Annotated in this window: 23 protein-coding genes; 13 read left to right on the top strand and 10 right to left on the bottom strand. The window is 73.9% G+C overall.

What is annotated here, in order from left to right:
- The first annotated feature begins 19 nt into the window (after positions 1-19).
- The 3 genes from OG898_RS33375 to OG898_RS33365 are packed head-to-tail and all read left to right on the top strand — an operon-like array spanning position 20 to position 3,291.
- A complete protein-coding gene (locus OG898_RS33375; protein WP_250741951.1) occupies positions 20-1,252 on the top strand; it encodes a YcaO-like family protein in 1,233 nt (410 codons plus the stop codon).
- A gap of 45 nt (positions 1,253-1,297) precedes the next feature.
- On the top strand, positions 1,298-2,659 hold the full coding sequence (locus tag OG898_RS33370; protein ID WP_266962026.1) for a TfuA domain-containing protein: 1,362 nt from the start codon (positions 1,298-1,300) through the stop codon (positions 2,657-2,659).
- Positions 2,660-2,700: 41 nt separating this feature from the next.
- Positions 2,701-3,291: a DUF6434 domain-containing protein gene (locus OG898_RS33365; RefSeq protein WP_250741949.1), complete on the top strand. Its 591-nt coding sequence runs from the start codon at positions 2,701-2,703 to the stop codon at positions 3,289-3,291.
- Here the strand turns inward: OG898_RS33365 and OG898_RS33360 are convergent.
- Positions 3,272-4,405 carry an MFS transporter gene (locus OG898_RS33360; protein WP_266962704.1) on the bottom strand — a complete coding sequence of 378 codons (1,134 nt, stop codon included), beginning with the start codon at positions 4,403-4,405 and terminating at the stop codon, positions 3,272-3,274. The genes OG898_RS33365 and OG898_RS33360 overlap by 20 nt on opposite strands.
- Positions 4,406-4,567: 162 nt before the next feature.
- Here OG898_RS33360 and OG898_RS33355 point away from each other — a divergent pair, with 162 nt between their 5' ends.
- From OG898_RS33355 to OG898_RS33345, 3 genes are all read left to right on the top strand, one after another.
- Positions 4,568-5,320 (top strand): helix-turn-helix transcriptional regulator, encoded by a 753-nt coding sequence (locus tag OG898_RS33355; RefSeq protein ID WP_266962024.1) that lies wholly within the window; start codon positions 4,568-4,570, stop codon positions 5,318-5,320.
- 84 nt (positions 5,321-5,404) lie between these two features.
- A complete protein-coding gene (locus OG898_RS33350) occupies positions 5,405-7,168 on the top strand; it encodes an FAD-dependent monooxygenase (protein ID WP_250741947.1) in 1,764 nt (587 codons plus the stop codon).
- Between the two features lie 28 nt (positions 7,169-7,196).
- Complete coding sequence (locus tag OG898_RS33345) at positions 7,197-8,270, top strand: enoyl-CoA hydratase/isomerase family protein (RefSeq protein WP_266962022.1); 1,074 nt, start codon at positions 7,197-7,199, stop codon at positions 8,268-8,270.
- Positions 8,271-8,280: 10 nt separating this feature from the next.
- Here the strand turns inward: OG898_RS33345 and OG898_RS33340 are convergent, their stop codons facing one another.
- Positions 8,281-8,688 (bottom strand): VOC family protein, encoded by a 408-nt coding sequence (locus OG898_RS33340; RefSeq protein WP_250741945.1) that lies wholly within the window; start codon positions 8,686-8,688, stop codon positions 8,281-8,283.
- A gap of 106 nt (positions 8,689-8,794) precedes the next feature.
- On the opposite strand from OG898_RS33340, the gene OG898_RS33335 reads away from it, so the two are divergent.
- Positions 8,795-9,565 (top strand): TetR/AcrR family transcriptional regulator C-terminal domain-containing protein, encoded by a 771-nt coding sequence (locus tag OG898_RS33335; protein ID WP_266962019.1) that lies wholly within the window; start codon positions 8,795-8,797, stop codon positions 9,563-9,565.
- 74 nt (positions 9,566-9,639) lie between these two features.
- Here the strand turns inward: OG898_RS33335 and OG898_RS33330 are convergent, their stop codons facing one another.
- Positions 9,640-10,563 (bottom strand): SDR family oxidoreductase, encoded by a 924-nt coding sequence (locus OG898_RS33330; protein ID WP_250741943.1) that lies wholly within the window; start codon positions 10,561-10,563, stop codon positions 9,640-9,642.
- A 215-nt stretch (positions 10,564-10,778) separates the two neighbouring features.
- Between OG898_RS33330 and OG898_RS33325 the strand changes: the two genes are divergently transcribed.
- Positions 10,779-12,017 (top strand): cytochrome P450, encoded by a 1,239-nt coding sequence (locus OG898_RS33325; protein ID WP_266962701.1) that lies wholly within the window; start codon positions 10,779-10,781, stop codon positions 12,015-12,017.
- Here OG898_RS33325 and OG898_RS33320 read toward each other — a convergent pair.
- Positions 11,994-13,064 carry an esterase family protein gene (locus OG898_RS33320; protein ID WP_266962017.1) on the bottom strand — a complete coding sequence of 357 codons (1,071 nt, stop codon included), beginning with the start codon at positions 13,062-13,064 and terminating at the stop codon, positions 11,994-11,996. The genes OG898_RS33325 and OG898_RS33320 overlap by 24 nt on opposite strands.
- A gap of 505 nt (positions 13,065-13,569) precedes the next feature.
- Between OG898_RS33320 and OG898_RS33315 the strand changes: the two genes are divergently transcribed.
- Both OG898_RS33315 and OG898_RS33310 read left to right on the top strand, forming a co-directional pair.
- Entirely contained in the window at positions 13,570-14,454 is an 885-nt protein-coding gene (locus OG898_RS33315) for a hypothetical protein (RefSeq protein ID WP_266962015.1), read from the top strand.
- Positions 14,451-15,437, top strand: coding sequence for a DNA repair exonuclease (locus OG898_RS33310; RefSeq protein WP_266962014.1), 987 nt, complete (start codon positions 14,451-14,453; stop codon positions 15,435-15,437). The genes OG898_RS33315 and OG898_RS33310 overlap by 4 nt, the downstream gene beginning before the upstream one ends.
- A gap of 27 nt (positions 15,438-15,464) precedes the next feature.
- Here the strand turns inward: OG898_RS33310 and OG898_RS33305 are convergent, their stop codons facing one another.
- Positions 15,465-16,292 (bottom strand): DUF2182 domain-containing protein, encoded by an 828-nt coding sequence (locus tag OG898_RS33305; protein ID WP_266962013.1) that lies wholly within the window; start codon positions 16,290-16,292, stop codon positions 15,465-15,467.
- Between the two features lie 193 nt (positions 16,293-16,485).
- Between OG898_RS33305 and OG898_RS33300 the strand changes: the two genes are divergently transcribed.
- Positions 16,486-17,136, top strand: coding sequence for a DUF1326 domain-containing protein (locus OG898_RS33300; protein WP_250741938.1), 651 nt, complete (start codon positions 16,486-16,488; stop codon positions 17,134-17,136).
- A 25-nt stretch (positions 17,137-17,161) separates the two neighbouring features.
- Here OG898_RS33300 and OG898_RS33295 read toward each other — a convergent pair whose 3' ends face one another.
- The 4 genes from OG898_RS33295 to OG898_RS33280 form a co-directional block, all read right to left on the bottom strand.
- Entirely contained in the window at positions 17,162-18,766 is a 1,605-nt protein-coding gene (locus OG898_RS33295) for a molybdopterin-dependent oxidoreductase (RefSeq protein WP_266962011.1), read from the bottom strand.
- Positions 18,767-18,877: 111 nt separating this feature from the next.
- Entirely contained in the window at positions 18,878-19,069 is a 192-nt protein-coding gene (locus OG898_RS33290) for a hypothetical protein (RefSeq protein WP_250741936.1), read from the bottom strand.
- Positions 19,070-19,289: 220 nt separating this feature from the next.
- Complete coding sequence (locus tag OG898_RS33285; RefSeq protein ID WP_250741935.1) at positions 19,290-21,641, bottom strand: alpha-N-acetylglucosaminidase; 2,352 nt, start codon at positions 21,639-21,641, stop codon at positions 19,290-19,292.
- Between the two features lie 119 nt (positions 21,642-21,760).
- Positions 21,761-23,476, bottom strand: a complete 1,716-nt coding sequence (locus tag OG898_RS33280; protein ID WP_266962009.1) for an alpha-galactosidase — start codon at positions 23,474-23,476, stop codon at positions 21,761-21,763.
- Between the two features lie 192 nt (positions 23,477-23,668).
- On the opposite strand from OG898_RS33280, the gene OG898_RS33275 reads away from it, so the two are divergent.
- The gene (locus tag OG898_RS33275; protein ID WP_250741933.1) at positions 23,669-24,313 is read left to right on the top strand and encodes a TetR family transcriptional regulator; all 645 of its coding nucleotides are present in this window, start codon (positions 23,669-23,671) and stop codon (positions 24,311-24,313) included.
- Between the two features lie 31 nt (positions 24,314-24,344).
- On the top strand, positions 24,345-25,340 hold the full coding sequence (locus OG898_RS33270) for a serine/threonine dehydratase (protein ID WP_266962007.1): 996 nt from the start codon (positions 24,345-24,347) through the stop codon (positions 25,338-25,340).
- 43 nt (positions 25,341-25,383) lie between these two features.
- Here OG898_RS33270 and OG898_RS33265 read toward each other — a convergent pair whose 3' ends face one another.
- Positions 25,384-25,833, bottom strand: coding sequence for a universal stress protein (locus OG898_RS33265; RefSeq protein ID WP_250741931.1), 450 nt, complete (start codon positions 25,831-25,833; stop codon positions 25,384-25,386).
- Between the last annotated feature and the right edge of the window lie 47 nt (positions 25,834-25,880).

Genomic DNA, 25,880 nt, shown 5'->3' with positions numbered 1-25,880 from the left:
CCCGCAGGAGCTCCCCACCGTGCAGACCGACGACACCGTGCAGACGGGTGACACCGTGCAGAGGGGCGACTCCGTGCAGACGGGCGATGCGCCCCTGGCCTGGCTCGCCACGCCGCACGACCGCTCCGTACACCGCCTCCCCGGCACCGACCGGGCCCAACCGCCCAAGGCCACCTGGGAGATGGCGACCCGGGCTGCCGCCAAGGTGGGCGTCACCCGGGTCGCCGACATCACCCGTCTCGACTCCATCGGCATCCCGACCTTCCAGGCGATCCGGCCGCTCTCCAGAACGCTCGCCGTCTCCCAGGGCAAGGGGATGACACCCGAACTGGCCAGGCTCTCGGCGGTGATGGAATCGGTCGAGACCTGGCACGTGGAACAGCCGGCCCTGCCCGCGCTGACCGCCACGCCCCGCAAGCTCCGTACACAACTGGGCTACGAGGTGGGCGCATTGGCGCCCTCCGCGCCGAGCCTGCTGCACGACGGGCTGCCGCTGGACTGGGTGGCGGCCCGATCCCTGGTCGACGGAGCGCGCACCCTCGTTCCCGTGAACGTGGTCCGGCTGACGCTGGAGGAGCACACCGACTGGAACCCGCCGGTGTTCTTCGAGTCGACGAACGGCCTGGCCAGCGGGAACACCCGCATCGAAGCCGCTCTGCACGCGCTGTGCGAGGTCATCGAGCGCGACGCGATGACGGCCGCGGTCACCGGGGGCGGGGAGATGGGCGTACGCGTCGACCCGCGCTCCCTCGGGTCGCCGGTCGCCGACGAGCTGTGCACGCTGATCGAGCGGGCCGACGTCACCCTGGAGGTCCGCCTCGTTCCGTCGCCCACCGGCCTGCCGTGCTTCCTGTCCTGGGTGGCGAGCGAGGAGTACCCGGCGCCGATGTTCGGCTTCGGCTGCCACCTCAGCCCGGAGATCGCCCTCACCCGCGCCGTCTCCGAAGCGGCACAGGCCAGGCTCGCGTACATCTCGGGGGCCCGGGACGACCTCCGGGACGACTTCGGCCACGTGGACGCCGGCCGGCTGCGGAGCGCGCGGTCCGGCCCGGCGGCCGCCGACATCAAGGGCCTCGTGGAGGATCCCGTCCCGCACGACAGTCTGGCCGGCGCCCTCGCGCACGTGGTGCACAGGGCGGCCGCCGCCTTCTCCCATCCGCCCCTCCTCGTCGACCTGACGCGCGAGGAGATCGGGGTCCCGGTCGTCAAGGTCGTGGCTCCGGGGAGCCGCGTATGCCCGGAGGTGTTGTAGTTGAGTGGGCACAGCGTGAGTGGGCACAGCGTGAATGAGCACGGCGTGAATGAGCGCAGCATGGGTGGGTCCGGCGTGAACGGGTCCAGGGTGATCGTCTACGCGGGGCCGACCCTCTCGGCCGCCGACGTCCACGCGGTGCTCCCGGAGGCCCAGGTGCGCCCGCCCGCGGGCCGGGGCGACCTCCTCGCCGACCAGTGGCACCCGGGAGACGTGGTCGTGGTCGTCGACGGCTACTTCCGGGAACGGCGCTCCGTCGGCCACAAGGAGATCCTCCAGGTGCTCACCGAGGGCGCGGAGGTGATCGGCGCCGCGAGCATGGGCGCGCTGCGGGCCGCGGAACTCGCCCCGTGCGGCATGCGGGGCCTCGGCACCGTCTTCACCATGTACGCCTCCGGCGAGATCGACGGGGACGACGAGGTGGGGGTCCTGCACGGCCCGGCCGAGATGGGGTACCCGGCGCAGACCGTGGCCCTGGTGAACCTCCGCTACGGCTGCAAGGAGGGCGCCGAGACCGAGCTGATCGCGCCCGACGCCGGACGGCGCATCGTGGCGGCGGCCGCGGCGCTGCCCTTCACCCACCGCGGCTGGAAGGACATCGAGCGGGCGCTGGACGAGGAGGACCACGAATCCCTGGGGACGCTGGAGGAGATGATCGCCTCGGGCGTGTGGGACCTCAAACGCCTCGACGCGATGGCGGCGCTGCGCGCGATCGCGAGCCGGGGCGCGGTGACCCCCGGTCCGGTCGCGCCGGAGGTGCCCTTCACCGGCATCAGCCGGACCCAGTCCCTGGTCCGCCGGACCCGCCGTGAGTACGCTCCCGGCCGGTGGATGTCGGACCTCGACGTACTGGACGCCGCCCGGCTGTTCGACGAGGGCTACCCCGCGCTGCACGAGGACGTGCTGACCGGCCTGTTGGAGGAGCTCGCGGGCGCCCGGGGCATGACGCTCGAAGGGTACGCACGGGCCAAGATCGGGCTCGACGGCCGGTCGCAGCTGCCGGACTCCCTCGCCCGCTGGTTCACGGAAGAGGAACGGGACGGGCTCCCCGTCGCCGACCTGATCCGGCTCCTCATGGTGCGGGTGTGGCCCGTATGGCAGTCGGTGGACTGGCGGCCGGCGGTGCTGGCGCGCCTGCGGGAATCCGAGCACTGGGAGGAGTGGTGCGCCCTCGTCGTCCGGGCCGACGAGGCCGCGGAGGAGACCAGGCCCAGGCTGGTGGTCCCGCCGCCGCCGATGTGCGCGAAGCTCTTCCTGCGCCACTGGCAGGGGCGCGGCACGTCACCGGACGTCGAAATGGCCCGCCGCGGGTTCTCCGGACCCGACGGGCTGGGCGGGGCGGTCACGAGGTTCTTCGCCCTCGACGTCCTGCGCGGCCGTGAACGTCGCAACGCCGGGGTCCGTTGACCGCGGGCGGGCCGAGGCGGTGAGGCGTCTAGGATGGGAACGTGCGTACGAATGAAGGTGAAGTGCGGCCCGCGCCGAGTCCCGGGCTGAGCGGGGCGGAGCTGGCCCGCTGGTACTGGACGCTGGCCGAACTCACCGCGCTGGCGCGCCGGATGGGCCTTCCCGCCGGAGGCGGGAAGGCCGCGGTCACGGCGCGGATCGCCGCCGCGCTGGACGGGCTTCCGGCCCCGGCCCCGGACCCGGCCGGCTCCCGGCCCGCCCGCGGTGCGGGCCGGCAGCTGGCCGCGCCCGTGGACGGGGCCAGCGTGATCCCGCCGGGGCAGCGGTGCAGCCAGGTGCTGCGGGAGTACTTCGTCCGGGAGATCGGGCCGGGCTTCCACTTCGACGCCTTCATGCGGGATTACGTCGCCCAGGGCGCGGGACGCACCCTCGCCGAGGCGGTCGCCCACTGGCACGCCACCCGGGCGCTGGCGGCCCAACCCCGGGAGATCGGGGCCCAGTTCGAGCTGAACCGGTTCCTCCGGGACTGGCACACCCGCCACCCCGAGGGCACCCGCCCGCAGGCCCTGGCCGCCTGGCGGGTCCACCGCTCCAGCCCCCGGGAGGGCGCCGTCAGCCCCGGGCCGCAGTGAGATCCGGCTCCGCGGGCTCCGGTTCCGCGGGCTCCGGCAGGCGCCGGGCCAGGGCCCAGGCCAGCAGCGGGAGCACGGCCAGCGGGAGCAGGGCCGTCCGCAGGGAGGCCGCGTCGGCCGCCGCGCCGATCAGGGGGCTCGCGAGACCGCCCACGCTGACGGTCAGGCCCAGGGTGACCCCGCTCGCCGTGCCCATGCGGGTCGGCAGGTAGTCCTGGCCCAGGGTGACCTGGAGGGAGAACGGCACGTACAGCGCGGTGGCGGCCAGCGCCGAGCAGACGTACACCAGCGGCAGCGGCAGGAAGAGGATGCCCGCGACGGCCGGCACCACGGCCGCGTAGGCGCGGTGGACGGTGGTGACGCGGCCCCAGCGGGTGGCCAGCCGGCCGCCGAGGAGGGTGCCGCCGGCGCTCCCGGCGAAGAGGGCGAACAGGGCGACGGCGCCCGCGGTTTCGCCGCCGCCGCGCTCGCGGACGTACAGCGCGATGAAGGTGCTCAGGCCGGTGAAGACGACCGAGCGCACGACGACCACCAGGGAGAGCCGCAGGAAGGCCCGCCAGTCGTCGTGGGGGCGCCGGGACGCGGCCGGAGCCGGATCTGCGGCCGCGCGGTCCGCGGCCGAACGCTTCGCGGACGGCGGCCGGTTGAGGAACACGCCCAGCGCCGCCGGGGCGGCCAGCAGCCACCACCCCGCCGGCCCCGGCAGCGCCAGCGCGCCGACCACCAGCAACGGGGCACACGCGAAGCCGATGTTGCCGCCGAGCGCGAACCAGCTCATCGCGCCGTGCCCGGGGCCTCCCGCCGTACGGACCAGCCGGGCCGCCGCCGGGTGGTACGCGGCGACGCCCAGCCCGGACAGGGCGACGGCGGCGAGGGTGGCCGCGTACCCCGCGTCGAGTCCGACCAGGGCCACGCCCAGCCCCGCGGCGGCCGTGGCCAGCGGGATCAGCCAGGGCATCGGCCACCGGTCGGTGAGCGCACCGAACAGCGGCTGCACCACGGAGGAGAGCAGCGAGGCGGCCAGCACGATCCCGGACGCGGCGGCGTAGCCGTACGAGCGCTCGGAGACGAGGAAGGGTACGAGCGCGGCGACGGCGCCCTGGTAGACGTCCACGCAGGAGTGGCCCGCGGAGAAGGCGGCCGTACGGAGCCGGGCCGGGGCGGAGGCGGAGGGCTTGGGGTGGGTGGGGTTCTGGCTTCGGGGCGGGCTCTTGGAGGTCACCGGTCGAGAATCGCTCTCGCCGGGGGCGTCCCGCTTCCGATAAATTGCCGGGTGATGCAGGAAATCCGCCACACCCCGCGCGCAGCGACGAGCATCCGCGAGCTCGACACCCACCACGGCATCGATCCGCACCGCCACGACGACCACCAGATCTGTTACGCCGGGTCCGGGGTGCTGTCCGTCACCACCGACGCCGGTACCTGGGTGGCGCCCACCACCCGCGCCCTGTGGATCCCCGCCGGGACCGTGCACGAGCACCGGGCCTTCGGCCGCGTCGACCTGCACTGCGTGGGTCTGCCCACGCACCTCAACCCGCTCTCGCTCACCGCCCCGGCCGTGCTCGCCGTCGGCCCCCTGCTGCGCGAGCTGATCCTGGCCTACACCCGGGCCCCGCAGGACGGCAGCGCCGAGCGGCGCCGGATGCTGGCGGTGCTGCTCGACCAGCTGCGGGCCTCGCCGCTGCAGCCGCTGCACCTGCCCGCTCCCTCCGACCCCCGGCTGGCCGCGGTGTGCGCCCTGCTGTACGCGGACCCCGCCGATGCGCGCGGACTGGCGGAACTCTCCGCGCAGGCCGGGGCCGGGGCGGGGGAGCGGACCCTGAGCCGACTGTTCCGCGCCGAGCTGGGCATGACCTTCCCCCAGTGGCGGACCCAGCTGCGGCTGCACCACGCACTGCGGCTGCTGGCGGTGGACACCCCCGTGACCGCGGTCGCGCACCGCTGCGGCTGGTCCTCGGCGAGCGCGTTCATCGACGTGTTCCGGCGTGCCTTCGGGCACACCCCGGGCGCGCACGCCAAGGAGGGCTGACCGGTTCGTCTGGCCGTCCGCGCCGCACCGGGTCAGCATGGAGGCAGGGAACCGGTTCGGGGCAGGGCGATCGGGAGGACCCCCATGGCGAGCAGGGCGCACGCCCCGACGACGGACGTACTGGTCGTGGGCGCCGGTCCGGTCGGCCTCAGCGCGGCGGCGGAACTGCGCCGGCACGGCGTGAGCTGTCGCCTCGTCGACCGGTTGCCGGCCCGGCTGCCGTACGCGAAGGCGGTCGGCATCCAGCCGCGCACGCTGGAGATCTGGGACCGGATGGGCCTGGCCCGCACCGTCATCGAGGCCGCCGTGCCCCTGCGCGGTCAGCTGATCTACGTCAACGGCACCGAACAGGCCCGGATCGAGCTCATGCTGCCTCCCGAAGTGCCGTACCGGTTCGCCGCGTTGCCGCAGTACGAGACCGAGCGGATCCTCGAGGAGCACCTCGCGGCGCTGGGCACCGTCATCGAACGCGGCACCGAACTGCTGTCGTTCACCCAGGACGGCGGCGGTGACGGTGACGGGTCCGCCGGGGGCGTCACCAGCCTCCTGCGCACCGCGTCCGGCGGCGAGGAGGAGCTGCGCACCCGCTACCTCATCGGCTGCGACGGAGCGCACAGCACCGTGCGCAAGGGGCTGGGACTCTCCTACGAGGGCGGGGCCTTCGCCGAGGAGTACATGCTGGCCGACGTCGTGAGCGACTGGGACCTGCCCGAGGGGTACGGCCTGCGGTCCATGCACCAGGGCGTCGACGGGGCCACCGACGACGTGCTGGTCTGCATCCCGCTCCCCGGCCGGGGCCGCTACCGCATGTCGATGCTGGTCCCGCCCGAACTCTCCGCACGGCCGGCCGGCGGACCGGCAGCGGGCTCGGCCGGGGGCCCCGGAGCGGGTGACGGCGTGCTGCACGGGCTGGAGGGGGGCCGGGTTCCCGAGCTCTCCCACATCCAGGCCGTCGTCGACCGGCTCGCCCCGGCCCCGGCCACGGTCTCCGGGATGCGCTGGTCCTCCGTGTTCCGCATCAGCCACCGCATCGTCGACCGGTACGGCGACGGGCGCGTCTTCGTCGCGGGCGACGCCGCCCACATCCACCCGCCCACCGGCGCCCAGGGCATGAACACCGGGATCCAGGACGCCTGCAACCTGGCCTGGAAGCTCGCACTCGCGCTCCGGGGAGCGGGCGGCCCCCAGCTGCTGGCGAGCTACGACGCCGAGCGCCGCCCCGTCGGCGAGGAGGTCGTCGGCCGGACCGTGCGCCACGCGACCCAGGGCATCGGCAAGGAGCCGGACGACCTGCGCACCGTGCTGCTGCGCGAGGCACAACTGCTCGTCGGCTACCCCGACGGCCCGCTCGCCGGCAGCCCCTTCGGCCCGGCGGACGCACCGCAGCCCGGCGAACGGGCCCCGGACTGCAGCGGGTTGACCCTGCCCCTCGCCGCCTACCCCGCACGGCTGCTCGACGTCCTGCGCGGCCGGGCCGGCCACGTGGTGCTCCTGTACGGGGACGACGGCGCGGCCCTGGCCGAGGCCGCCGGGCAGGCCCGGGCCGTGGGCCCGGCGCTGGCCGAGGTCGCCGAGGAGAGCGGTGCGGAGGGTGGCTCCGCGGACGGCGCCACCGGCCCGCGCACCGTGGTCGTCCTCGCCCGTGAGGCCGCACTCGACGCGTCCGCCGACCTGCCCGCCCCCGTCCCCGGATACCGGGACGCCGCCGGGGAGTTCGCCCGGATGTACGGCGCCGACGGCCCGACCGGATTCCTCGTACGCCCGGACGGGTACCTCGGCGCCCGTTTCCCGCTGTCCGGCACGGCGGCAGCCCTGTCCGGCTACGTCGCCTTGCTGTCCGCTCCGTAGGACACCCGCGCCCTCCATACTGGACGGCGTGAAGATCGAAGCCGACACCGCAGCCGCCGACACCGCCGACACCGTCCTGTGCGCCGTCGAAGGCCGCACCGGGGTGATCACCCTCAACCGCCCCAGGGCCCTCAACGCCCTCACCCACCCCATGGTGCTCCGCATCGCCGAGGCCCTGACCGGCTGGGAGCGGGATCCGGGCGTGGAGCAGGTGCTCATCCGCGGCGCCGGTGACCGGGGGCTGTGCGCGGGCGGGGACATCCGGGCCATCCACGACGACGCGAAGGCCGGGACGCGGGCTTCGGCCGCCTTCTGGCGCGACGAGTACCGGCTCAACGCGTACATCGCCCGCTATCCCAAGCCCTACGTCGCCCTCATGGACGGCATCGTGATGGGCGGCGGAGTCGGCGTGTCCGCCCACGGCAGCGTGCGCGTGGTCACCGGGCGCTCCCGCGTCGCCATGCCTGAAACCGGCATCGGCTTCGTCCCGGACGTCGGCGGCACCCACCTGCTGGCCCGCGCTCCCGGCCTGCTCGGCACGCATCTCGCCCTCACCGGCTCCGCGGTGGGCGCCGCCGACGCGCTGCTGTGCGGGCTCGCCGACCACTTCGTCCCCGCCGACCGGCTGCCGGAGCTGACCGCCGAGCTCGCCGGGGCCCCGGCCCGGGAGGTGCTGGGCCGGTACGCCGCCGATGCCGGGCCGGCGGCGCTGGCCGGAGCGCGGGGCTGGATCGACCACTGCTACGCCGCCGGCACCGTGGAGGAGATCGTGGATCGGCTGCTCGGATACGGGGAGCCGGAGGCGAAGGAGGCCGCCGAGACGATCCTCGCCAAGTCCCCGACCGCCCTCAAGGTGACCCTGGAGGCCGTGCGCCGGGCCGCCGCGCTCGGCGCGCTGGAACCGGTGCTGGAACAGGAGTTCCGGGTCTCCTGCAATGCGCTGACCTCCCCCGACCTGGTCGAGGGCATCCGGGCGCAGGTCGTCGACAAGGACCGCAGCCCGCGCTGGTCCCCGCCCACCCTCGGCGAGGTCACCGAGCAGGACGTGGCCCGCTTCTTCGCCCCGCTGGCCGGTGACGGCCCCGGGATCGCCGCGGGGTGAACCCGCCCGGCTAGGCGGTGGTGCCGGCGGCCGGCTCGGCCGCGGTCTCGACCCAGTCGACCAGCTCGATGATCACGCCGTTGGGGTCGGCCACCAGGAACACCCGCTCGCCCCAGGGCTCCACGCGCGGCTCCATGACGATCGGGACGCCCTCGGCGCGCAGCCGCTCGTACTCGGCGGGCAGGTCGGCCACGGTGAACGCGAGGAGCACCCCGGCGGCGTGCTGCTCGCGGAGCTCCTCGGGGAGCACCTCCAGGCCGCGCCGTACGAAGACCACGTTCGGGCCGTCGGGGTGGGAGAGGGAAGCGAAGCCTTCGGCGGCCATCGTTTCCTTGAATCCGAAGTGCCTGGTCAGGAAGGTGGATGAGGTCGTGGTGTCCTCGACGGTGAGGCAGATGGCGGTAGCGGTGATCCGCATGGGTCCTCCTGGTGTCGCGGCTCGGAATTTCATTATACACAGTATTCTATACAGCGTAGAAAGTTAAATGAGCAGGCTGCCGGAAGGCGGCGGGAAGGGGTCGGGAGTGACCACGGACCGGAGCGGCGCGGGCGACCCCGTCCGCACGTTGGAGCTGCTGTGGCGCGAGCCGGGGCAGGGGGCGCCCAGCGGGCGGCGCGGGCCCCGGCAGGGGCTGACCGTCGACGCCGTCGTCGACGGTGCGATCGCGCTCGCCGACGAGGCGGGGCAGGGCGGCGGGGCCGGGCTGGCCGCACTGACCATGCGGGCGCTGGCCCAGCGGCTGGGGGTGACCCCCATGACCCTCTACACCTACGTCCCCGGCAAGGCCGAGCTGCTCGACCTGATGCTGGACGCCGCGTACCTGGCCATGGAGCGCGGCGAGCCGGGCCCCGAGGAGTCATGGCGGGAGAAGGTCGCCCGCGTCGCCGAGGACAACCGCGCGCTGTACCTGCGGCACCCGTGGATGGGCGAGGTGTCCGTCACCCGGCCCCCGCTGGGCCCCGGAGTGATCGGCAAGTACGAGTGCGAGCTCGCGGCCTTCGAGGGCATCGGCCTCACCGACGTGGAGATGGACGCCGCCCTGACCCACCTCCTCGGCTTCGTCCACGCGCAGGCCCTGGCCGCCGCCGACACCGCCGCGCACAACGCCCGCCAGAGCGACCAGGAGTGGTGGGAGCTCAGCGCCCCGCTGCTGGAACGGGCCATGGACCCCGAGCGCTACCCCCTCGCCGGGCGGGTCGGCAGCGCGGTCGGCGGGTACAGCCCCGAGACCGTGTGGGACTTCGGCCTGCGCTGCGTCCTGGACGGGATCGCGCGGCTGCTGGAGCGGGGCTGACCGGGCGCTGGAGTGAGGTTGGCCAGGCCTTGGAGTGAGGCTGACCGGGCCCTGGAGCGGGGCCGAGGTGCGTCCTACCGGTAACCGGTGGGGTCCGCCGGGAGGTCGGGGTCCTGGACCTCGACCATGTACCGCCAGGCGTCCGGCCGGCTGCCGTCCACGTCCGTGAAGCCGTAGACCCGGGCGAGCTGCCCGCTGGAGAGCGACTGCCCGTTCCAGCGGGACAGTTCCGGGTCGGCGGCCAGGGCGGCGACCGCGCGGCCGACGTAGAGCGGGGTCTCCGAGATGCCGAAGTGCGGGACCGTCTTCAGCGCGTCCCGCCAATTCGCCTCGGTGACACCGAAGGCGTCGAGCATCATCTCCGACCGCAGCCAGCCCGGGGTCAGGGCCACCGCCGTCGCTCCGCGCGGTCCCACCTCGTGTCCGAGGGCGAACGCCATGCGCAGCACCGCGGACTTGGCGATGTCGTAGAAGAAGGAGACCCGGTAGCGGCTCGCGTTGTACTCCGCGGTGCCGTCCGTCATCTCCACCACCAGCCCGCCCGGCTGGCGCAGCAGCAGCGGGAGCGCGTAGTGGCTGGTCACCGCGTGGGTCTCCACGGCCAGCCGCAGCAGCCGCAGACCCTTGTCCAGGTCGTGCTCCCAGACCGTGCTCTCCCACTCGAAGAGCCGCTCGCCGCCCCAGATGTCGTTCACCAGCACGTCGAGCCGGCCCTGCTCGGAGTCGATCCGCCCGACCAGCGCCTCGACCTGTTCGGGCACCAAGTGGTCCGCGACCACCGCGATTCCGTGCCCGCCCGCCGCCGTGACCAGCTCGGCCGTCTCCTCGATCGTCTCGGGCCGGTCGTACTCCGAGCGCTTGCCGCGCGTACTGCGCCCGCTCACGTACACCGTCGCGCCCTGGGCCCCCAGGGCGACCGCGATGCCCCGGCCCGCCCCGCGGGTCGCCCCGGCCACCAGGGCCACCTTGCCTTCGAGAGTCCGCCGTACCTGCGCCATGACCCCGACCCTACGACGCTCGCGCGCGGCCGGGCAGTACGACACCCCCTCGGGGATTCGTGAGACAGGGCGGGTGCGGCCTTGAACAACCACCCCCAGAGGCCGCACTGTTGGCCGAGATCCGTTCGTATTGTCAGGAGACAGGCTTGTCCACCGACCCCGCGCAGGCATCCGAGCCGACGCCCCCGTCCACGCTCCCGTCCGCGTCCGCGGCCGTGCCCCCGCACGTCATCGACCCCGCGGGCGGCTGCCCGCACGCCCTCAACGCCCGGCTGCGCGCCCGGGGCGCCGTGGCCGAGGTGGTGCTTCCCGGCGGGGTCCCCGGCGCGGTCGTCCTCGGCCACGAGGCGCTGAAGGAGTTCCTCGCCCACCCCGATGTGGCCAAGTCCGCCCGGCACTTCCCGGCCCTGCACGACGGCACCATCCCCGCGGACTGGCCGCTGCGCGTCTTCGCCAACGCCCAGGGCATGCACACCGCCGACGACGCCGACCACCGCCGGCTGCGCTCCCTGGTGGGCAACGCCTTCACCGTCCGGCAGGTGGAGCGGCTGCGCCCCCGCATCGAGGAGCTGACGGACGCGCTGCTGGCCGACCTGGAGCGGGCGGCGGAGGCCTCCCCGGACGGGGTGGCGGACCTGCGCACGCACGTCGCCCTCCCGCTCCCGATGAGCGTGATCTGCGAACTCCTCGGCGTGGACCCCGAACACCGCGGGCGGCTGCACGAGTTGACCCACACCGCCGTCATCGCCACCGACACCACCCCGGCCGAGGTCATGGCGGCCGTGCGTGAGCTCATCGAGCTGATCGGCGCCATCGCCGCCACCCGCCGGGCCGATCCGGGCGAGGACCTGACGAGCGCGCTGATCGCCGCCCGGGACGACGACGGCGACCGGCTCAGCGAAGCCGAACTCACCGGCACCATGCGGCTGATGCTGGTCGCGGGCCACGAGACCACGCTCAACCTGATCAGCAACGCCGTACGCGCCCTGTGCACCCACCGCGACCAGCTCGCGCTGGTCCTGGAGGGGAAGGCCACGTGGTCGGACGTGGTCGACGAGACCCTGCGCTACGACGGCCCGGTCAGCTGGTTCCCGTTCCGCTACCCGACCCGCGACCTGACCATCGACGGGACCGTGATCCCGCAGGGCACCCCGGTCCTCGCCGGCTACACGGCGGCCGGCCGCGACGAGGCCGTCCACGGCCCGGACGCCGACCGCTTCGACCTGACCCGCCCCACCGCCGCCCGCAACCTCTCCTTCGGGCACGGCGCCCACTACTGCGTCGGAGCCCCGCTCGCCCGGCTGGAGGCCACCATCGCCCTGGGAGCCCTCTTCACCCGCTTCCCGGACCTGGACCTGGCCGTGCCCGAGGCCGAACTCCCGCACCAGCGCAGCTTCATAGGCAACAGCGTCGAGTCGCTGCCGGTCCGCCTACGGGGCTTCGGACGGCGGTGAGATCTCGGTACTGAGCCACCCCAGTGCGTCGGGGTACATGCCGATCCAGGTCTGGAAGTTGTGCCCGCCCTGAGGGCGGACCAGGGTCTTGATCCGTACCCCGGAGTTCCGGGCCGCCTCGGTGAAGTCGGTCAGCTGCTGCGGCGGGCTGTCCTTGTCCTGCGCGGAGGTGGCCAGGAACAGCCCGACGTCCGTATTCTTCGCGTGCGCGACCAGCCACATCGGGCTGTTGCGCTCGCGCAGCACCGGATCGGACAGCACGTCCGGGTCGCCGGTCAGCGGATCCGGGTCCAGGGCCGCGCCCGCCCGGAACGCCCTCGGGTACTGGAGCGGGAGCTTGGCCGCGCAGAAGGCCCCGGTGGAGATGCCCATCAGCCCCCAGCCCTTGGGCTCGGGGAGCGTGCGGAAGTTCTTGGCGACCAGGTCCGGCACGTCCTCCGCGAGCCAGCTCGCCACCTTGCGCTGCGGGGTGTTCGTGCAGTCGGTGTTCACGCCGCCGGGGTACAGGTCGGGGATCACCAGGATGAAGGGGTGCGCCGCGCCGAGCTGGACGAGCTGCTCCAGCGCGCCGGGCATGTCGCCGATGTCGAGCCAGGACCGGGGGGAGCCCGGATAGCCGTGCAGCAGCATCAGCACGGGGAACCGGGTCTTCTCCGCGCCCGGTGCGTCGTACTCCGGGGGAGTCCACACGATCACCTGGCCGGCGAGCTTGGAGTGGGAGCCGCGGAAGTACGTGGTGCGGGTGCCGTCGCCGCCGAGGGTGAACTTGGCCCGCCCGAGCGGCGGCCCGGTCATGGCGGAGTCGTTCTGCCCGGCTTCGGTGCCCAGCAGGTCGTCCCACGAGGAGTAGAGGCCGTAGCTCCCGTTGATCCAGGTCGCCACCACGCAGATGGCGGTGAGCTGGCACAGGCCGATCATCAGCAGCCGGGCCGGCCAGCGCACCCAGCCGGGGCCGGGGATCCGGTTCCACAGGAGCAGCGCGGCGAGCATCGCGAGCCCGGTGACGACGATCAGCGTGACGAGGAACGACGTACTGGTCAGCTCCACTGCGCCGGCTCCTGACGTGCGACGGAATCGGAGAATTCCGGACATTGCGCCAAATCTACGATGCGCACCGCCCGGGGGAGCGGGCGGCGCGCATCGTGTCGGACCCGAGCAGGCCCGTCAGGAAGACCAGGTCTAGCCGGCCGGCGCCGGCTACCGAGTCGAAGGTGTGCGCGAAGGGGTCCTTCGTCCCGCGGGCAGGGCGAGTGTGGGACCCCTCTCACCCCCGGGGGGCGCCGGTGGTCGGGCCGGTGACGGTGATCTTGCGGGGCGGGGTGAGCGGAGCGGTCATGACGTGCACCTTTGCCCGCTGGTGGGATCTTGTGAATGCATTCACAATCCATGATCTTCGTCCGGCGTGAACGTGCGGCGAAGATCCCGAGCCTGCGGGCCGTGAGACCTCACAGGTCGGGACCTTGGTCCTGGGGTAGATTCACCGCCTGTTCACCTGCACGGTTCCGGGGCTTTCGGGCGGGCTGGTGCCGTATGAGGCATGATCGACGGGGATATGCGCAAAACGCAGAAAGTACAGAACACGCAGAGCGCGAAGAAGGTCAAGAAAGCGGCGAGCCGCCGGATTCGTTCCGGGGTGCACACCAGGATGTCGCCGGTGGCTCCGGTGCGCGCGGGCTACCAGGTCAAGCTGCTGGTCGACCCGGACCGGGTGCTCGACGCCGACGGTCTGCCCACGGCCGCCGCGGCCGCCGCGCTGTCCCTCGGCGCGCCCGGCCGCTTCGAGGTCGCCCAGTACATGGACGACGCCGGGCGCAGCCTGAACGGGCAGGGCTGGATCGTCCGCATCCGGCGTCACGACGACGAGAACCGGATCCGCCTCGCCTACAAGGCCCGCTTCGACATCGAGGGCGACGGCACGGACCCGGCCGCGGTGCGGCGCGTGATGGACCGGGCCTCCGGTCACAACTTCTGCGCGGATGACGGCAATTACTCCGTCCAGGTCAACCTCAGCCACACCCGCGCCACCCTCGACTTCACCAACAAGAAGTGCCGGCCGGTCCCGGGGCTGGAGCCCGGCGAACTCCCGGGGCTCGACGCCTCCCGCGCGCTGGTCCTGGAGCGTCTCCCCGGAAAGCTCGCCAAGTGGGCTGCGAAACCTGCTGGTTGGGCGGAGTCGGTCACCGCTTCATCCCGACTCCACGGTCCCGTAAGACAGGCCAACTATCCTGGCCGGATGCTCGATCACGCGATGGAGACGCAAGTCAGCCAGCTGCGGACCGCCTCCGGAGAGCTGGCCTGGTTCGCCGAGATCACCGCCAAGGGGCGCACCCTGCGGGACGCGGTCGAGCTGCGTTCCGACCTGATGGGCAAGCTCCGCGCCGAGGGCTGGCTGCTGGAGCGGGACGCCTTCAAGACCGAACTCATCCTCGGCTCGTGAACACCTCCGCGACCGCGCCGATACGCGTGGCCCACCTGGCCGACCTGCACATAGGCTCCGCCCTGCGCGGGCTGGCGGACTACCCCGGCGCGCCCGCGATAGACCGGCGCGAAGCCCCGTACGAGGCCCTGCGCGCGGCCGTGCGCCGCATCGTCGAGGGTGGCTACGACGCGGTGCTCATCGCCGGGGACGTCTTCGACCGCCGCCACTGCGACGCCCGGGCGCTGGCCGCCTGCCAGGACGCCCTCGGCACTTTCCACGAGGCGGGCCTGCGCACGGTGGTGGTCTCGGGCAACCACGACGCCGAGACCCCGCTGCCGCACAAACTGCACCTGCCGCCCTCGGTGCGCTGGCTCGGCGCCGACGCCCCCGAGTCGGTGACCTGGCCCGACCTCGGCATCACCGTCCACGGCCAGTCGGTGGCGGAGCCCGACGAGCGCCGCGACCTCGCGGCCGGCTTCCCGTCCGCGACCCCCGGCGCCGTCAACATAGGGCTGCTGCACACCAGCCTGCACGGGGCCTGGAGCCGCCGGGTCTGCGCACCGGCCGACCCGCGGACGCTGGCCCGCGCCGGGTACGACTACTGGGCGCTGGGCCACGTCCACCACCGGCTGGTCCCCGGAGCCGGTGCCTTCGCCGCCTACCCGGGCAACACCCACGCCCGCGGCCCCGCAGAGACGGGCGGCCGTGGTTACACGGAGCTGCTGATCGACCCTGACTCCGGCGGCGGCCGTCGCCGGATCGGGATCCTTCCGGTGGACACGGCCCCGGTGCGCTACGAGACGCTCCACCTCCCGTACCCGGAGACCGCCGAGGCCGACCTGCGGGACCGGCTCGCGGCCGTCCCGGCGCCGTCGGGCGGCGGCGCCGTCGTCTGGACCCTCAGCGCCGCCACCCCGCCCGGTCTGCTCCACGAGGCACGCGCCCTGGCCGGCCCGGCCACCATGGTCTGCCCGGCCGAGGGCGCGGCCGTCTCCTGCTGAGCCGGGCCGGTCCGTAAGACGCCCGGCCTAGGGGCGGAGCATCTCCGTCATGGGCGACTGCGGCGGGATCAGGCCCGGCAGCAGCCAGGGCTGGAAGAGGCTCAGCACCGCGAGTACGAGGAAGGCTGCCCCGACGACCTGCGAGAAGACGGGGCCCAGCCGCCACAGCTTCTCGACGAAGATCACCACGGCCACCGCGGCCATCGCCAGGACGTTCATGACGCCCAGCGGGACGAGCACCACCATCAGCCCCCAGCAGCAGCCCACGCAGTACGCCCCGTGGTGCGCCCCGACCCGCAGATCGCGGGCCCGGGGCCGGAAGCCCGCGTAGCGCACGAGCTGGCCCATCGGGCTCCGGCAGTGCCGCAGGCAGAGGTCCTTCCACGGGCCGAACTGGTACAGCCCGGCGACCAGGAACGCCCCGGCGCCGATCCAGCGCCCGGCGCCCGGGTGCTCGTCCACCAGGGCCCCGGTCCCGGCGAGGAGCCCGTAGGCGATCAGGCCGAAGGCCGTCCAGGCCAGCAGGTACCCGGCCAGGAACTCGGTGGTACGAGCTGCCCGCACGACTCCCGTGGGCGACCGGCGCCCGATGGCCCGCACCCAGGTGAGGGCCACCGGGGCCACCGACGGGAACATCATGCCGATCATCATGACCAGCCACAGCAGCAGGAACAGCGGGACGCCCATGCCCATGGTTCCCGGCTCGACCCCCATGTCACGGGCCTGGTCGACCACCAGCACCCAAGCCAGGAGGGCGATCGACGCCATCACGGACCAGGCGAACGCAAGCCGGCGGGCCGACAGCAGATTCGCCGGCCGGAGAGGGGGTGACAGGGCCTTCCGGTCGAGGCGCACACCTCCAGCACATCACGGCCGAAGCGCGCGTGCGCGCGAAAAGACATCTCCTCCGAGTGACCCCTGCGGTGGGACAATCGGAGTGGATACCCGTACGTCCCGTACGACCCGGGCGTGGGCCGGCGACGGTTCCCGGGGGCTCTGCCGTCCGCCCGAGACCGACGTCCCGGCACGGTCAGGAGGAGGCAGGGAGATGTCCGAAACGACGGCGGCCGTTCCCCGGTGGCACGCGGCGGGCGACTGGTTCGACACCTGCAAGTGCAACGTGCCCTGCCCCTGCTCCTTCGCGCAACTGCCCACCCACGGCGATTGCGACGGCATCCTGGCCTGGCACATCCGCGAGGGCCGCTACGGCGACGTACCGCTGGACGGCCTGAACGTGCTGATGCTGGGCTCCTTCGTCGGCAACATCTGGGCCGAGCACACGGACACGTACGCCGCGGTCTTCGTCGACGAACGCGCCGACGACCTCCAGCGCGGGGCCCTTCAGATGATCTTCGGTGGGCAGGCGGGCAGCTGGCCCGCCGAGATGGTGGGCATGATGGGCGCCGAGATGCGCGGCATGGAGTTCGCCCCCATCGAGATCGAGGTCGCCGACGACCTCGCGAGCTGGCGGGCCGTGGTGCCGGGCCGGGTCGAGGCGGGCGCGGTCGCGCTCACGGGACCCACGACTCCGGAGGGTGCGCGCGTCCAGTCGACCAACCTGCCGGGTTCGGAGACCGGACCGGGCCAGGTCGCGACCTGGGGCCGCTCGACGGTGGACCGTGCCGATGCCCACGGCTTCCTCTGGAGCCGAGAAGGCCGGTCCAGCAAGCACATCACCTTCGACTGGACGGGGCCCTGATCCGGCCTGACCGGCACGACAGGGCCTAGCCCCGCACCCGGACCGTCACCGTGTGCCGGCCGGTGGCGCCGTCGGGGAGAGTGCCGGCGCGTTCCCCCGTCTGTACGGCGCCGGTGCGGTCCGTGGCGCGGACCTGGAGGGTGTGCCCGCCGGGAGCCGCCTCCCAGAGCCACACCCACTGGCGCCAGGTGTCGTCCCCGTCCGCCGCGCCGAGCCGGGCCTCCCGCCACGGGCCCGCGTCCACCCGTACCTCGACCCGCGCGATGCCCCGGTGCAGCGCCCACGCCACCCCGGCGACCGCCACCCGGCCCGCCGCGACCTCGGCGAAGGGGCGCGGGGTGTCGATGCGCGACTGGGTCTTGACCGGAGCCTGCTGCGCCCAGGAGCGGCGCACCCAGTACGCGTCGTACGCGGCGAAGGTGGTGAGCCGCAGCTCGCGCAGCCACTTGCACGCGGAGACGTACCCGTACAGGCCCGGCACGATCATCCGGACGGGGAAACCGTGTGCGAAGGGGAGCGGCTCGCCGTTCATGCCCACGGCCAGCAGCGCTTCCCGGCCGTCCATCACGGCCTCGACGGGGGTGCCGATCGTCATCCCGTCCACCGAGCGCGCCACGAGCTGGTCCGCGGGACCGCCCTGCGAAGGCGGCCGCACCCCCGCCTCGCGGAGCAGGTCGGCGAGGCGCACGCCCAGCCAGCGGGCATTGCCCGCGTACGGGCCGCCGACCTCGTTCGACACGCAGGTGAGGGTGGCGTCGTGCTCGACCAGGGGCCGGGCGAGCAGCTCCCGCAGGCCGAGGGCGAGGGGCTTGGAGACCCCGTCCCCGTGCACGCGCAGCCGCCACGTGTCAGCGTCCACGCGCGGGACGACCAGGGCGGTGTCCACCCGGTAGAACGCCCGGTTGGGGGTGATGAAGGGGGTGGTTCCGGGGATCCGCAGCTCCGCCCCGGCCGGTACGGGCGGGGCGGGCACGGTGGGCGGGGGCAGGACGAACCCGGCCCGCGAGGCCGTGGCTCCCGCGTCCCCGAAGGCGCCGAGCCGCCGCCCGGCGTACCCGGCTCCGGCCGAGAGGGCCAGGGTGGCGAGGGCGAGGCGGCCGAAACCGCGCCGGTCCATGGCGCCGGGCGGGCCGGTGCCGGAGGGTCGTGGGCGGGGCGGCGGGATGGCTCTGACCAGGAGGTACAGCGCTCCGGCGGCCGCGAACCCGCCCGCCAGTGAGGGCAGCGCGTCCTGCCAGGCCGCCTCCGGCCGGCTGAGTGCGGCCGCCGCGCTGAGCACGCCGAAGGCGGCCGCGAGGGCGGTGCCCGCGGCGGGGCGGCGTACGGCGAGCAGACCGGCCGCGATCGCCACGGCGGCCAGCAGGGCGCCGTTGCCCAGGGTCAGGACCAGCTTGTCGTCGGTGCCGAACCGGCGGATCGCCCACTCCTTGACGGCGGCCGGGGTCGCGTCGACCACGGCCCCGCCGACAGCGGTGAGCGGGGCGGCCTCGGGCCGGACGGCCGCCGCGGCGAGCTGGGCCACGGCGAGGCCGGCGAAGGCGGCGAGCAGTCCGCCGACGGCGCCGAGCGCGTTGCGGCCGGGCCTGCGGGGCGTGCCGGGGCCGGCCCGCCGCGGTTTCGTACGGATCATGCGGAGTCACCGCCGCCCCGCTCGGTGGGATGTGTCCCCCCAGGTACCAGGGTGCATCCGACCGGGGGGTCCGCGCCTCGGGCGGGCGGCGGCCCCGGACCGGTGCAGTCGTCAGACGAGCGGGTGCCCGGCCCGCGCCGCGGCTCGCCGGGCCATGGCCGCGAGGCGGCCCTCCGGATCCGCCGGGCCCGCCGCCCGGTGGGCGGCGATCTGCCGGCGCTTGCGCAGCTCCACGATCCCGTCGGTGAGGAGCGTCAGCAGCTCCGGCGTCGTGGCGGTGCGGTGCGGGTCGGTCTCGGACATGGCGGGCGTCCTTCCGGCGGGGGAGGCGTCGGAAAGGGCGGTCGCCGGATGGCTCCGGCGACCGCCCCTGATCCGTTTCCGGCAGTGTCCTTCAGTGAACCCGGTGCCGCGCTAGAGCGTGGCGCAGTCGGCCCGGTTGTCCCCCGGGCGAGTGGGGAGCCTCCCCCCGGAGGGTGAGCGGCTCCCGGGTGGGGGACTCCCATCTCCCGTGTGGTGTAGGTCAGTTGACCTCGGGAAGGGTGGCGGCGATGCCGCTCGCCAAGGTGTACGGGTCACCGCTCGGCCGCGCCGGGTGGCGCGTGGTGAGCTTGGCCCAGTCCTCCTCGAAGGCGTGCCAGTCGATCGCCCTCGGTGCGGCGCGCCGCACCAATGCGTCCTCCAGCGAGGCGAAGTAGGAGGACCACCGCCGGGCGTACAACTCGCTGATCAGGCCGCTCCATTCACGGTTCGCGTAGTCGTGCAGGAAGCCGCCCTCGCTGGTGCTCTGCCGCCCCCACACGCTGAGGATCGAGCGGGCGTCGTACTCGTACCGGTCCTGCTCGGCCGCGTCCGCGCCGTGCGCGCGGGCCGCCGACAGCCAGGATCCGAGCAGGAAGTTCGGATCGGAGCCGACGAGCGCGTCCAACTGCTTCTCCCGATGGGCCCAGTCGGCGGTCAGCCGGCGGAACAGGGCCAGGTCCCGGGCATCGTAGGCCGCCTTGATCTGCGGCAGCAGCACCCGCGAGTGGTTGGCGAGGGCCTGCCGGGCGGTGTCCACCAGGTCGAAGCGGTAGGCGCTGGAGCCGCGCAGCCGGGGGTCCACCCCGAGCAGGTGGTCCAGGGCCCGGCGCACCGAACCGGCCTGGTACCGCATCGCCTTGGGGCTCCAGTAGGCCGACCCCACCGCTGTCAGGCTCGGCCGGGCGCTGAACAGGCTGTCCTGGGACTCCGACCACAGCCCCGAGGAGGTGCTGTACGGGCCCTTGCGCAGCTCCTCCCAGGCCGCGGCGGCCTTGGCGTCCGGGGCTCCGTACCGCCGGCTCGCGAAGTCCGCGAACCACTTCTGCTGGTCGACGGGGCCGGGCTCCCAGGCCAGGTCGGTGAAGAGGTCGAAGGCCGCCGGATTGGTCCCGGTCGCCTCGGGCAGGTAGGCGATGCCGGTCAGCGCGCTGTCGGGCTTGGCCCGCCAGGACTGGTACCGGTCGATCCACACCGAGGTGTTGGCGCCGATCGTCGTGTGCCCGCCGAAGTTGTAGATCGAGCCGATGGCGTACGAGGTCCCGCCCCAACGGGTCTCGCGGTCCAGCCGGTTGTAGCGGTCGGAGAGTCCGTCCAGGATCAGCAGCTTCGAGGTGTCCACCCCGGCCAGCAGCTCCTTGGTCGGATCGTCCTGCCAGCCCAGCACCGCCCACAGTGCACCCGGATGGGCCGCCCACAGGGCCTGCTGCACCGCCCCGGCGGCCGTCTTCACGTCCACCGAGCCGGTCTGCCCGCCCTCGTGCAGCGGGCTCATCCGGTACATCGTGCTGTCCCCGAACACCGCGCGCTGCTCCGCGTAGTACGCGGCGGCCAGCCGGGCGAAGGGCGGCGACACCGGGTCCAGCCAGTCGGGCCGTTCGAAGCCCGCCCAGTCGCCCTGCGGGACCGTCACGGCGCCCGGGTTGCGTCCCGCGAAGGCCGGCGGCACCGTCCCGAAATAGCCCGGCAGCACCGGGGTCATGCCGAGGCCGCGCAGCTGTTCGGCGATCCTGCCGCCCAACTCGGCCCGCCCGCGCATCAGTTCCTCGGACACCGGACCGCCGAAGCCGCTCAGGTTCTGCAGCAGCCACCAGCTCTGGTGGCCCGGACCGGGGATCCACTCCCGCAGCTCCTCGGCGGAGTAGCCGAACTGCTGGAGCGCCCGGTAGTACGGGTACTCGGCACCGACCTGCACGAACACCTCGTTGATGCCGTGCAGGGCGAGCAGGTCGATCTGCCGCTGGTGCTCCTCGAAGGTGCGGTACGGGCCGGAGTACCCGTCGTCGGTGTCGTTCAGCGCGTACCGGTGCGCCACCTGCGCGCTGCGGGTGACCGGGGAGGGCACCGCAGGCAGCTCGGCGGGCAGCAGGCCGATGCTGTCGCCGGGCCAGCCGATGTCGGCTCCGGCGACGTGCTGGAGGTACCAGCCGACCCCGGTGAGCAGGGTGGCGCCGGTGGAGCCCCGGACGGTGATCGCGCCGGCCGTCCCGGACACGGTGAAGGTGTCGGGCCCGGCCGCTGCGTCGGGCACCAGCGTGAACTGCCCCGCGTGGCGCGGCAGCAGCCGCTGCAGCGAGGCCCGCGCGGGGGCGGAGTCGAAGACCCGCGGCCGGGCCGGGGGCGCCGCCGCGCCGTGTCCCGCCCCGGCCCGCGCGGGTGACGGGGCGGGGGCCGGGGCGGGGGACCGGGTGGGGGACTGGGCCGCGGGAGCCGTCGCCCCGGCGGCGGGAGCGGTCGCTCCGGGGGCCGCCCCGGCGACGGCCAGGGTCAGCAGGGCCGCGGGCAGCGCGGCCAGGGTGACCCGGCGGCGCACCCGCCGGGCGGCCCGGGCGCGGTGGGGGAGGGGGACCGGCATACGCGTCGTCCTCGTTTTCGTCGGCTCGGTCGGCCCCGGCGCTGCGGCCGGCTCGCTCGGCTCGGTGGGCGGGTGCTTCCTCGTCTGGTGCCTCGTCTGCTTCCCCATGGGGCGGGCCGTCAGACCGGCAGGGCCCACGCCTGGTCGACCTGGTGGTCGCCGCAGGGCGTCAGCCGCAGCCGCTCGGCGGGGGTGCCCGGCTCGGCGGGGGCCGCCGCGGGGGCGGGCGCCGTCAGGCAGAGCCCGCTCGCGTCCTCGACCAGGGCTCCGTCCCGGCGGGGCGTCCAGCTCTGGCCCGCCGCGCGGCGCTGCCGCCCGTCCGAGCAGTCGGCCAGCTCCACTAGGCCCTCCTCGCCCGCCGACAGGCAGGCTCCGGCCAGGCGCAGGCTGCTGTCCCGGCCCACGGTCCAGCGCTGGTCGGGTGCGCCCGTACAGGCGGCCATCACGACGGCGCCGACGCCGGTGGTGTTCGCCCCGTCGGCGCAGGCGGCGCTCGTACCGGAGCCGCGGCCGGCGATCTGCCCGGTGGGCACGGCCTCGGCGCAGCCGGTGTGCGGGGTGAGCCGCCAGACACCCGTGTCGTGCGCGGCCACCGTTCCGGTCAACGTCTCGGACAGCTCCCGGGATTCACCGTTCCACAGGTTCTTCGCCTCGACGGTGCAGGAGTCCAGCCCGAGCTCGTCGAGCGGTACGCGGATGTCGCGGGCGGCGCCGGACCGGTTGAGCACGGCGACCGCGCGGTCCCCGTTGGCCAGCGGCCGCACCAGGATGTCGAAGGTGGCGTTCGAGGAGACCACCGTGCCCTGGCGGCCCATCGGGTCCTGGTCCAGCGCGATCAGGTCGGTGTTGCCCAGGGCGGCGAGGCCGTCCGGGGTGAGCTCGGAGACCTGCGAGGACAGGATGAACGGCGCGGCCATCATGGCCCACAGGCCGACCTGGCTGCGGCTCTCCGCCGCGGTGAGTCCGGGGGCGCCCGCGATCAGGAAGTCGGGGTCGTTCCAGTTGCCGGGGCCGGCGTACCTGCCCAGCCAGCGGTTGTAGCCGTAGTTGCCCAGGACCGAGCTCCAGCGCGAGGTGTCCGGGGCGGTCGGCTTGTAGACCTTGATGTCCCGGCCCTCGCGCCACAGCTGGCCGGTCTCGCCGACCCAGTCGATCACCTTGTGCCAGTCCGACCCACCCCATTCGCCCTGCTGGAAGTAGGCGGGCGCCGAGGCGGACAGCACCATGTCCCGGCCGCTGTCGCGCAGTGCCCGGGCGACCGAGTTGTAGGCGTCCCGGTAGGCCTGCTCCTTGGTCTTGCCCTCGGGCACCCAGAGGTTGCAGCCGTCCATCTTGACGTAGTCCACCTTCCAGGAGGCGAACTGCCGGGCGTCGCGGGCGTAGTGGTCGGGGCCGCCGCCCTCGGGGGAGCCGCTGCCGGGGTAGCGCTCGCAGGTGAGGGAGCCGGCGTCCTGGTAGATGCCGAACTTCAGCTTCCTGGCGTGCAGGTACGCGCCGAGCCAGGCCATGCCGTGCGGGAACTTCTCCGTGTCGACGACCAGATTGCCGTCGGCGTCGCGGCTCTTGGTCATCCAGCAGTCGTCGATGGTGACGGTGTCGTAGCCCTTGGCGGCCAGGCCGGTGGACACGAGCGCGTCCGCGTTCGCCACGACCTTGGCCTCGTCGATATCGCACATGTAGTGCGCCCAGTTGTTCCAGCCCATGGGCGGGGTGAGCGCGAGCGGGGTGTCCGACGTCGCGGTGGGCTCGGCCGCCGCCGGGGCGGGGCAGAGCGCGAGGGCGAGCAGGGCGGCCGCGGTCAGACAGGGGAGCGACGCACGCAGGCGAGGCGGCACGGAGTCTCCTTGACGTGGGGGCTGTCGAGGGCTCAGTGCAGCGGTGTGACTACCCGCTGTCAACATAAGTCGGGGGTTATTGATCAATGACCAGCAATATGGGTGTAGTCGAGTGCGTACGAAGGGGCTGATACGCCGTACGTGACGATGGATGTGCCGCTGACTGTGACGGTGGATGATACGCTGTATCTCATGCCGAGAAGATCAGCCGCCCTGGACCGCGCCACACCCGCGGCCATCGCCGCCGCCGCCCTGCGGATCCTCGACGAGCAGGGGCCCGCCGCACTCAGCTTCCGCGCGCTCGCCGAGCAGCTCGACGTCTCGCACGCCACCGTCCAGCGCCGGTGCACCGACCTCGCCGGGCTGCTCGACCTCTGCACCGAACACCTCGCCGCCCAGCTGCCCGACATCCCGGCCGAGGTGGGCTGGGCCGAAGCCGCCGAGCAGCGGTTCACCGCCCTCTACCGGCTCCTCGCGGCGCACCCCGGGCTGATGATCCTGCGCGGCGGCCGCCCCTGGCTCGGCCGGCAGCTGCTCGCCCGGCTCGTGGAACCGGCGCTCGCCGACAGCGTGGCCGCCGGGATGACCCCCGCCGAGGCGATGACCGCGTACCGGCGGATGTACCTGCTGACCCTGGGCAGTGCGGCCTTCGTCGACCACCGGGACCCGGCTGCCGCCACCGCCGCCTCGCGCGGGGCGCTGGCCGCCCTGGACCCCGCCGAGTTCCCCGTGCTCTCGGCCGGGCTGGCCGACGTACTGCCCGCCCTGACCGACCACGAGGTGTACTACGGCGCCCTGCGCCAGCTGATCGAGGCGAACCGGCCCGCCGGAGCCTGACGAGAGTGTCGAACGACAGGAGTACGGGTTCATGGAACAGCAGCTCGACGCGGTGCAGCTCGCCCCGGTGCAGCCTTACGCAGTGCCGCTCGACGCGGTGCCGCTCGACTACGCCGCCGTGCGCGCCGCAGCCGGCCGGATCGCCGGGGCCGTGCGCCCCGTCGCGGTGATACCGGCGGGAGGAGGGATCTCGTACGCCCTGGAGTACCTCCAGCACACCGGCTCCTTCAAGGCGCGCGGTGCCCGCAACTTCCTCGTCGCCCACCGCGCCGCAGGCACCCTCCCCGACGCCGGGGTCACCATCGCCTCCGGCGGCAACGCCGGGCTCGCCTGCGCCTGGGCGGCCCGTGCCGAGGGCGTACCCGCCACCGTGTTCCTGCCGGCCACGGCCCCGCGCGTGAAGGTGGAACGACTGCGCGGCTACGGCGCCGACGTCCGGCTCGTCGGCGACCGGTACGCCCAAGCGCTCGCCGCCTGCCGGGAGTTCGCCGCCGGGAGCGGGGCGCTGAGCAGCCACGCGTACGACCATCCGCTCATCGCCGCGGGCGCCGGGACCCTGCTCGACGAGATCCGCACCGCCCTGCCCGGTCTGGACACGGTCGTCGTCGCGGTCGGCGGAGGCGGGCTGTTCGCCGGCATCGCGACCGCCGCGCGGGAACACGGCGTACGGGTCGTCGCGGCCGAGCCGGAGAACTGCCGGGCCCTGAACGCGGCCCTCGAAGCCGGCCGGCTGGTCGACGTCCCGGTGGACTCCGTGGCCTCCGACTCGCTCGGAGCCACCCGGGTCTCCGCGGACGCGCTGGCCGCCGTACGGGAGCCGAACGCCGTATCGGTCCTGGTCCCGGACGTAGCGATCACCGCCGCCCGGCGCGCGCTCTGGGACGAGCACCGCATCGTGGTCGAAGCGGGCGCGGCCACCGCCCTGGCGGCCGTACGCACCGCGCCCGGGCCGCTCGGCGAGCGGGTCGCCGTGGTGCTCTGCGGGGCCAACACCGACCCGGCGGACCTCGGCGCGGCGCCGGCCTGAGCGGCGCCGGCCTGAGCGGCGGGGGCCGCAGTCCCTCAGTTCCTCAGGCGGAGCCGTCCTCGCGGACCACGACGACCGTACTGGCCGCGTACTGCACCACCTGCTGGCTCACCGAGCCCAGCAGCGCGCCCTTGATGCCGCCGTAGCCGCGGGTGCCGACGACCGTCAGCGCCGCTTCCTTCGAGGCCTCCACCAGCACCTGCGCGGGCGCGCCCTGCTCCACCCGGCGGAAGACCGGAACGCCCGGCGAGGTGCCGACCGCCTCCGCCACGGTGTCCGCGAGCTTCTGCCGGGCCGCGTCCTCGGCGTGGACCAGCTCGGTCTGCTCGGCCGGGCTGACGCCGAAGGGGTTGGTGTTCCACTGCCAGCTCATCACGGCGTGCACGCGGCCGCCGATGGCCTTCGCCTGGGCCACGGCCCAGCGCAGGGCCTCCTTCGAGTGGTTCGAACCGTCCACGCCGACGACGATCAGAGGCTCGGTGTTCTGGCTCACGATGGTTCCTCACGTTTCGTCCGAATGATCGTTCTCATCCCTGTATA

Origin of the sequence: Streptomyces sp. NBC_00193 (assembly GCF_026342735.1) — a bacterium.
Lineage (GTDB): Bacteria > Actinomycetota > Actinomycetes > Streptomycetales > Streptomycetaceae > Streptomyces > Streptomyces stoeckheimensis.
The sequence above is the reverse complement of the archived record's forward strand: the minus strand, read 5'-3'. Positions and strand labels throughout refer to the sequence as shown.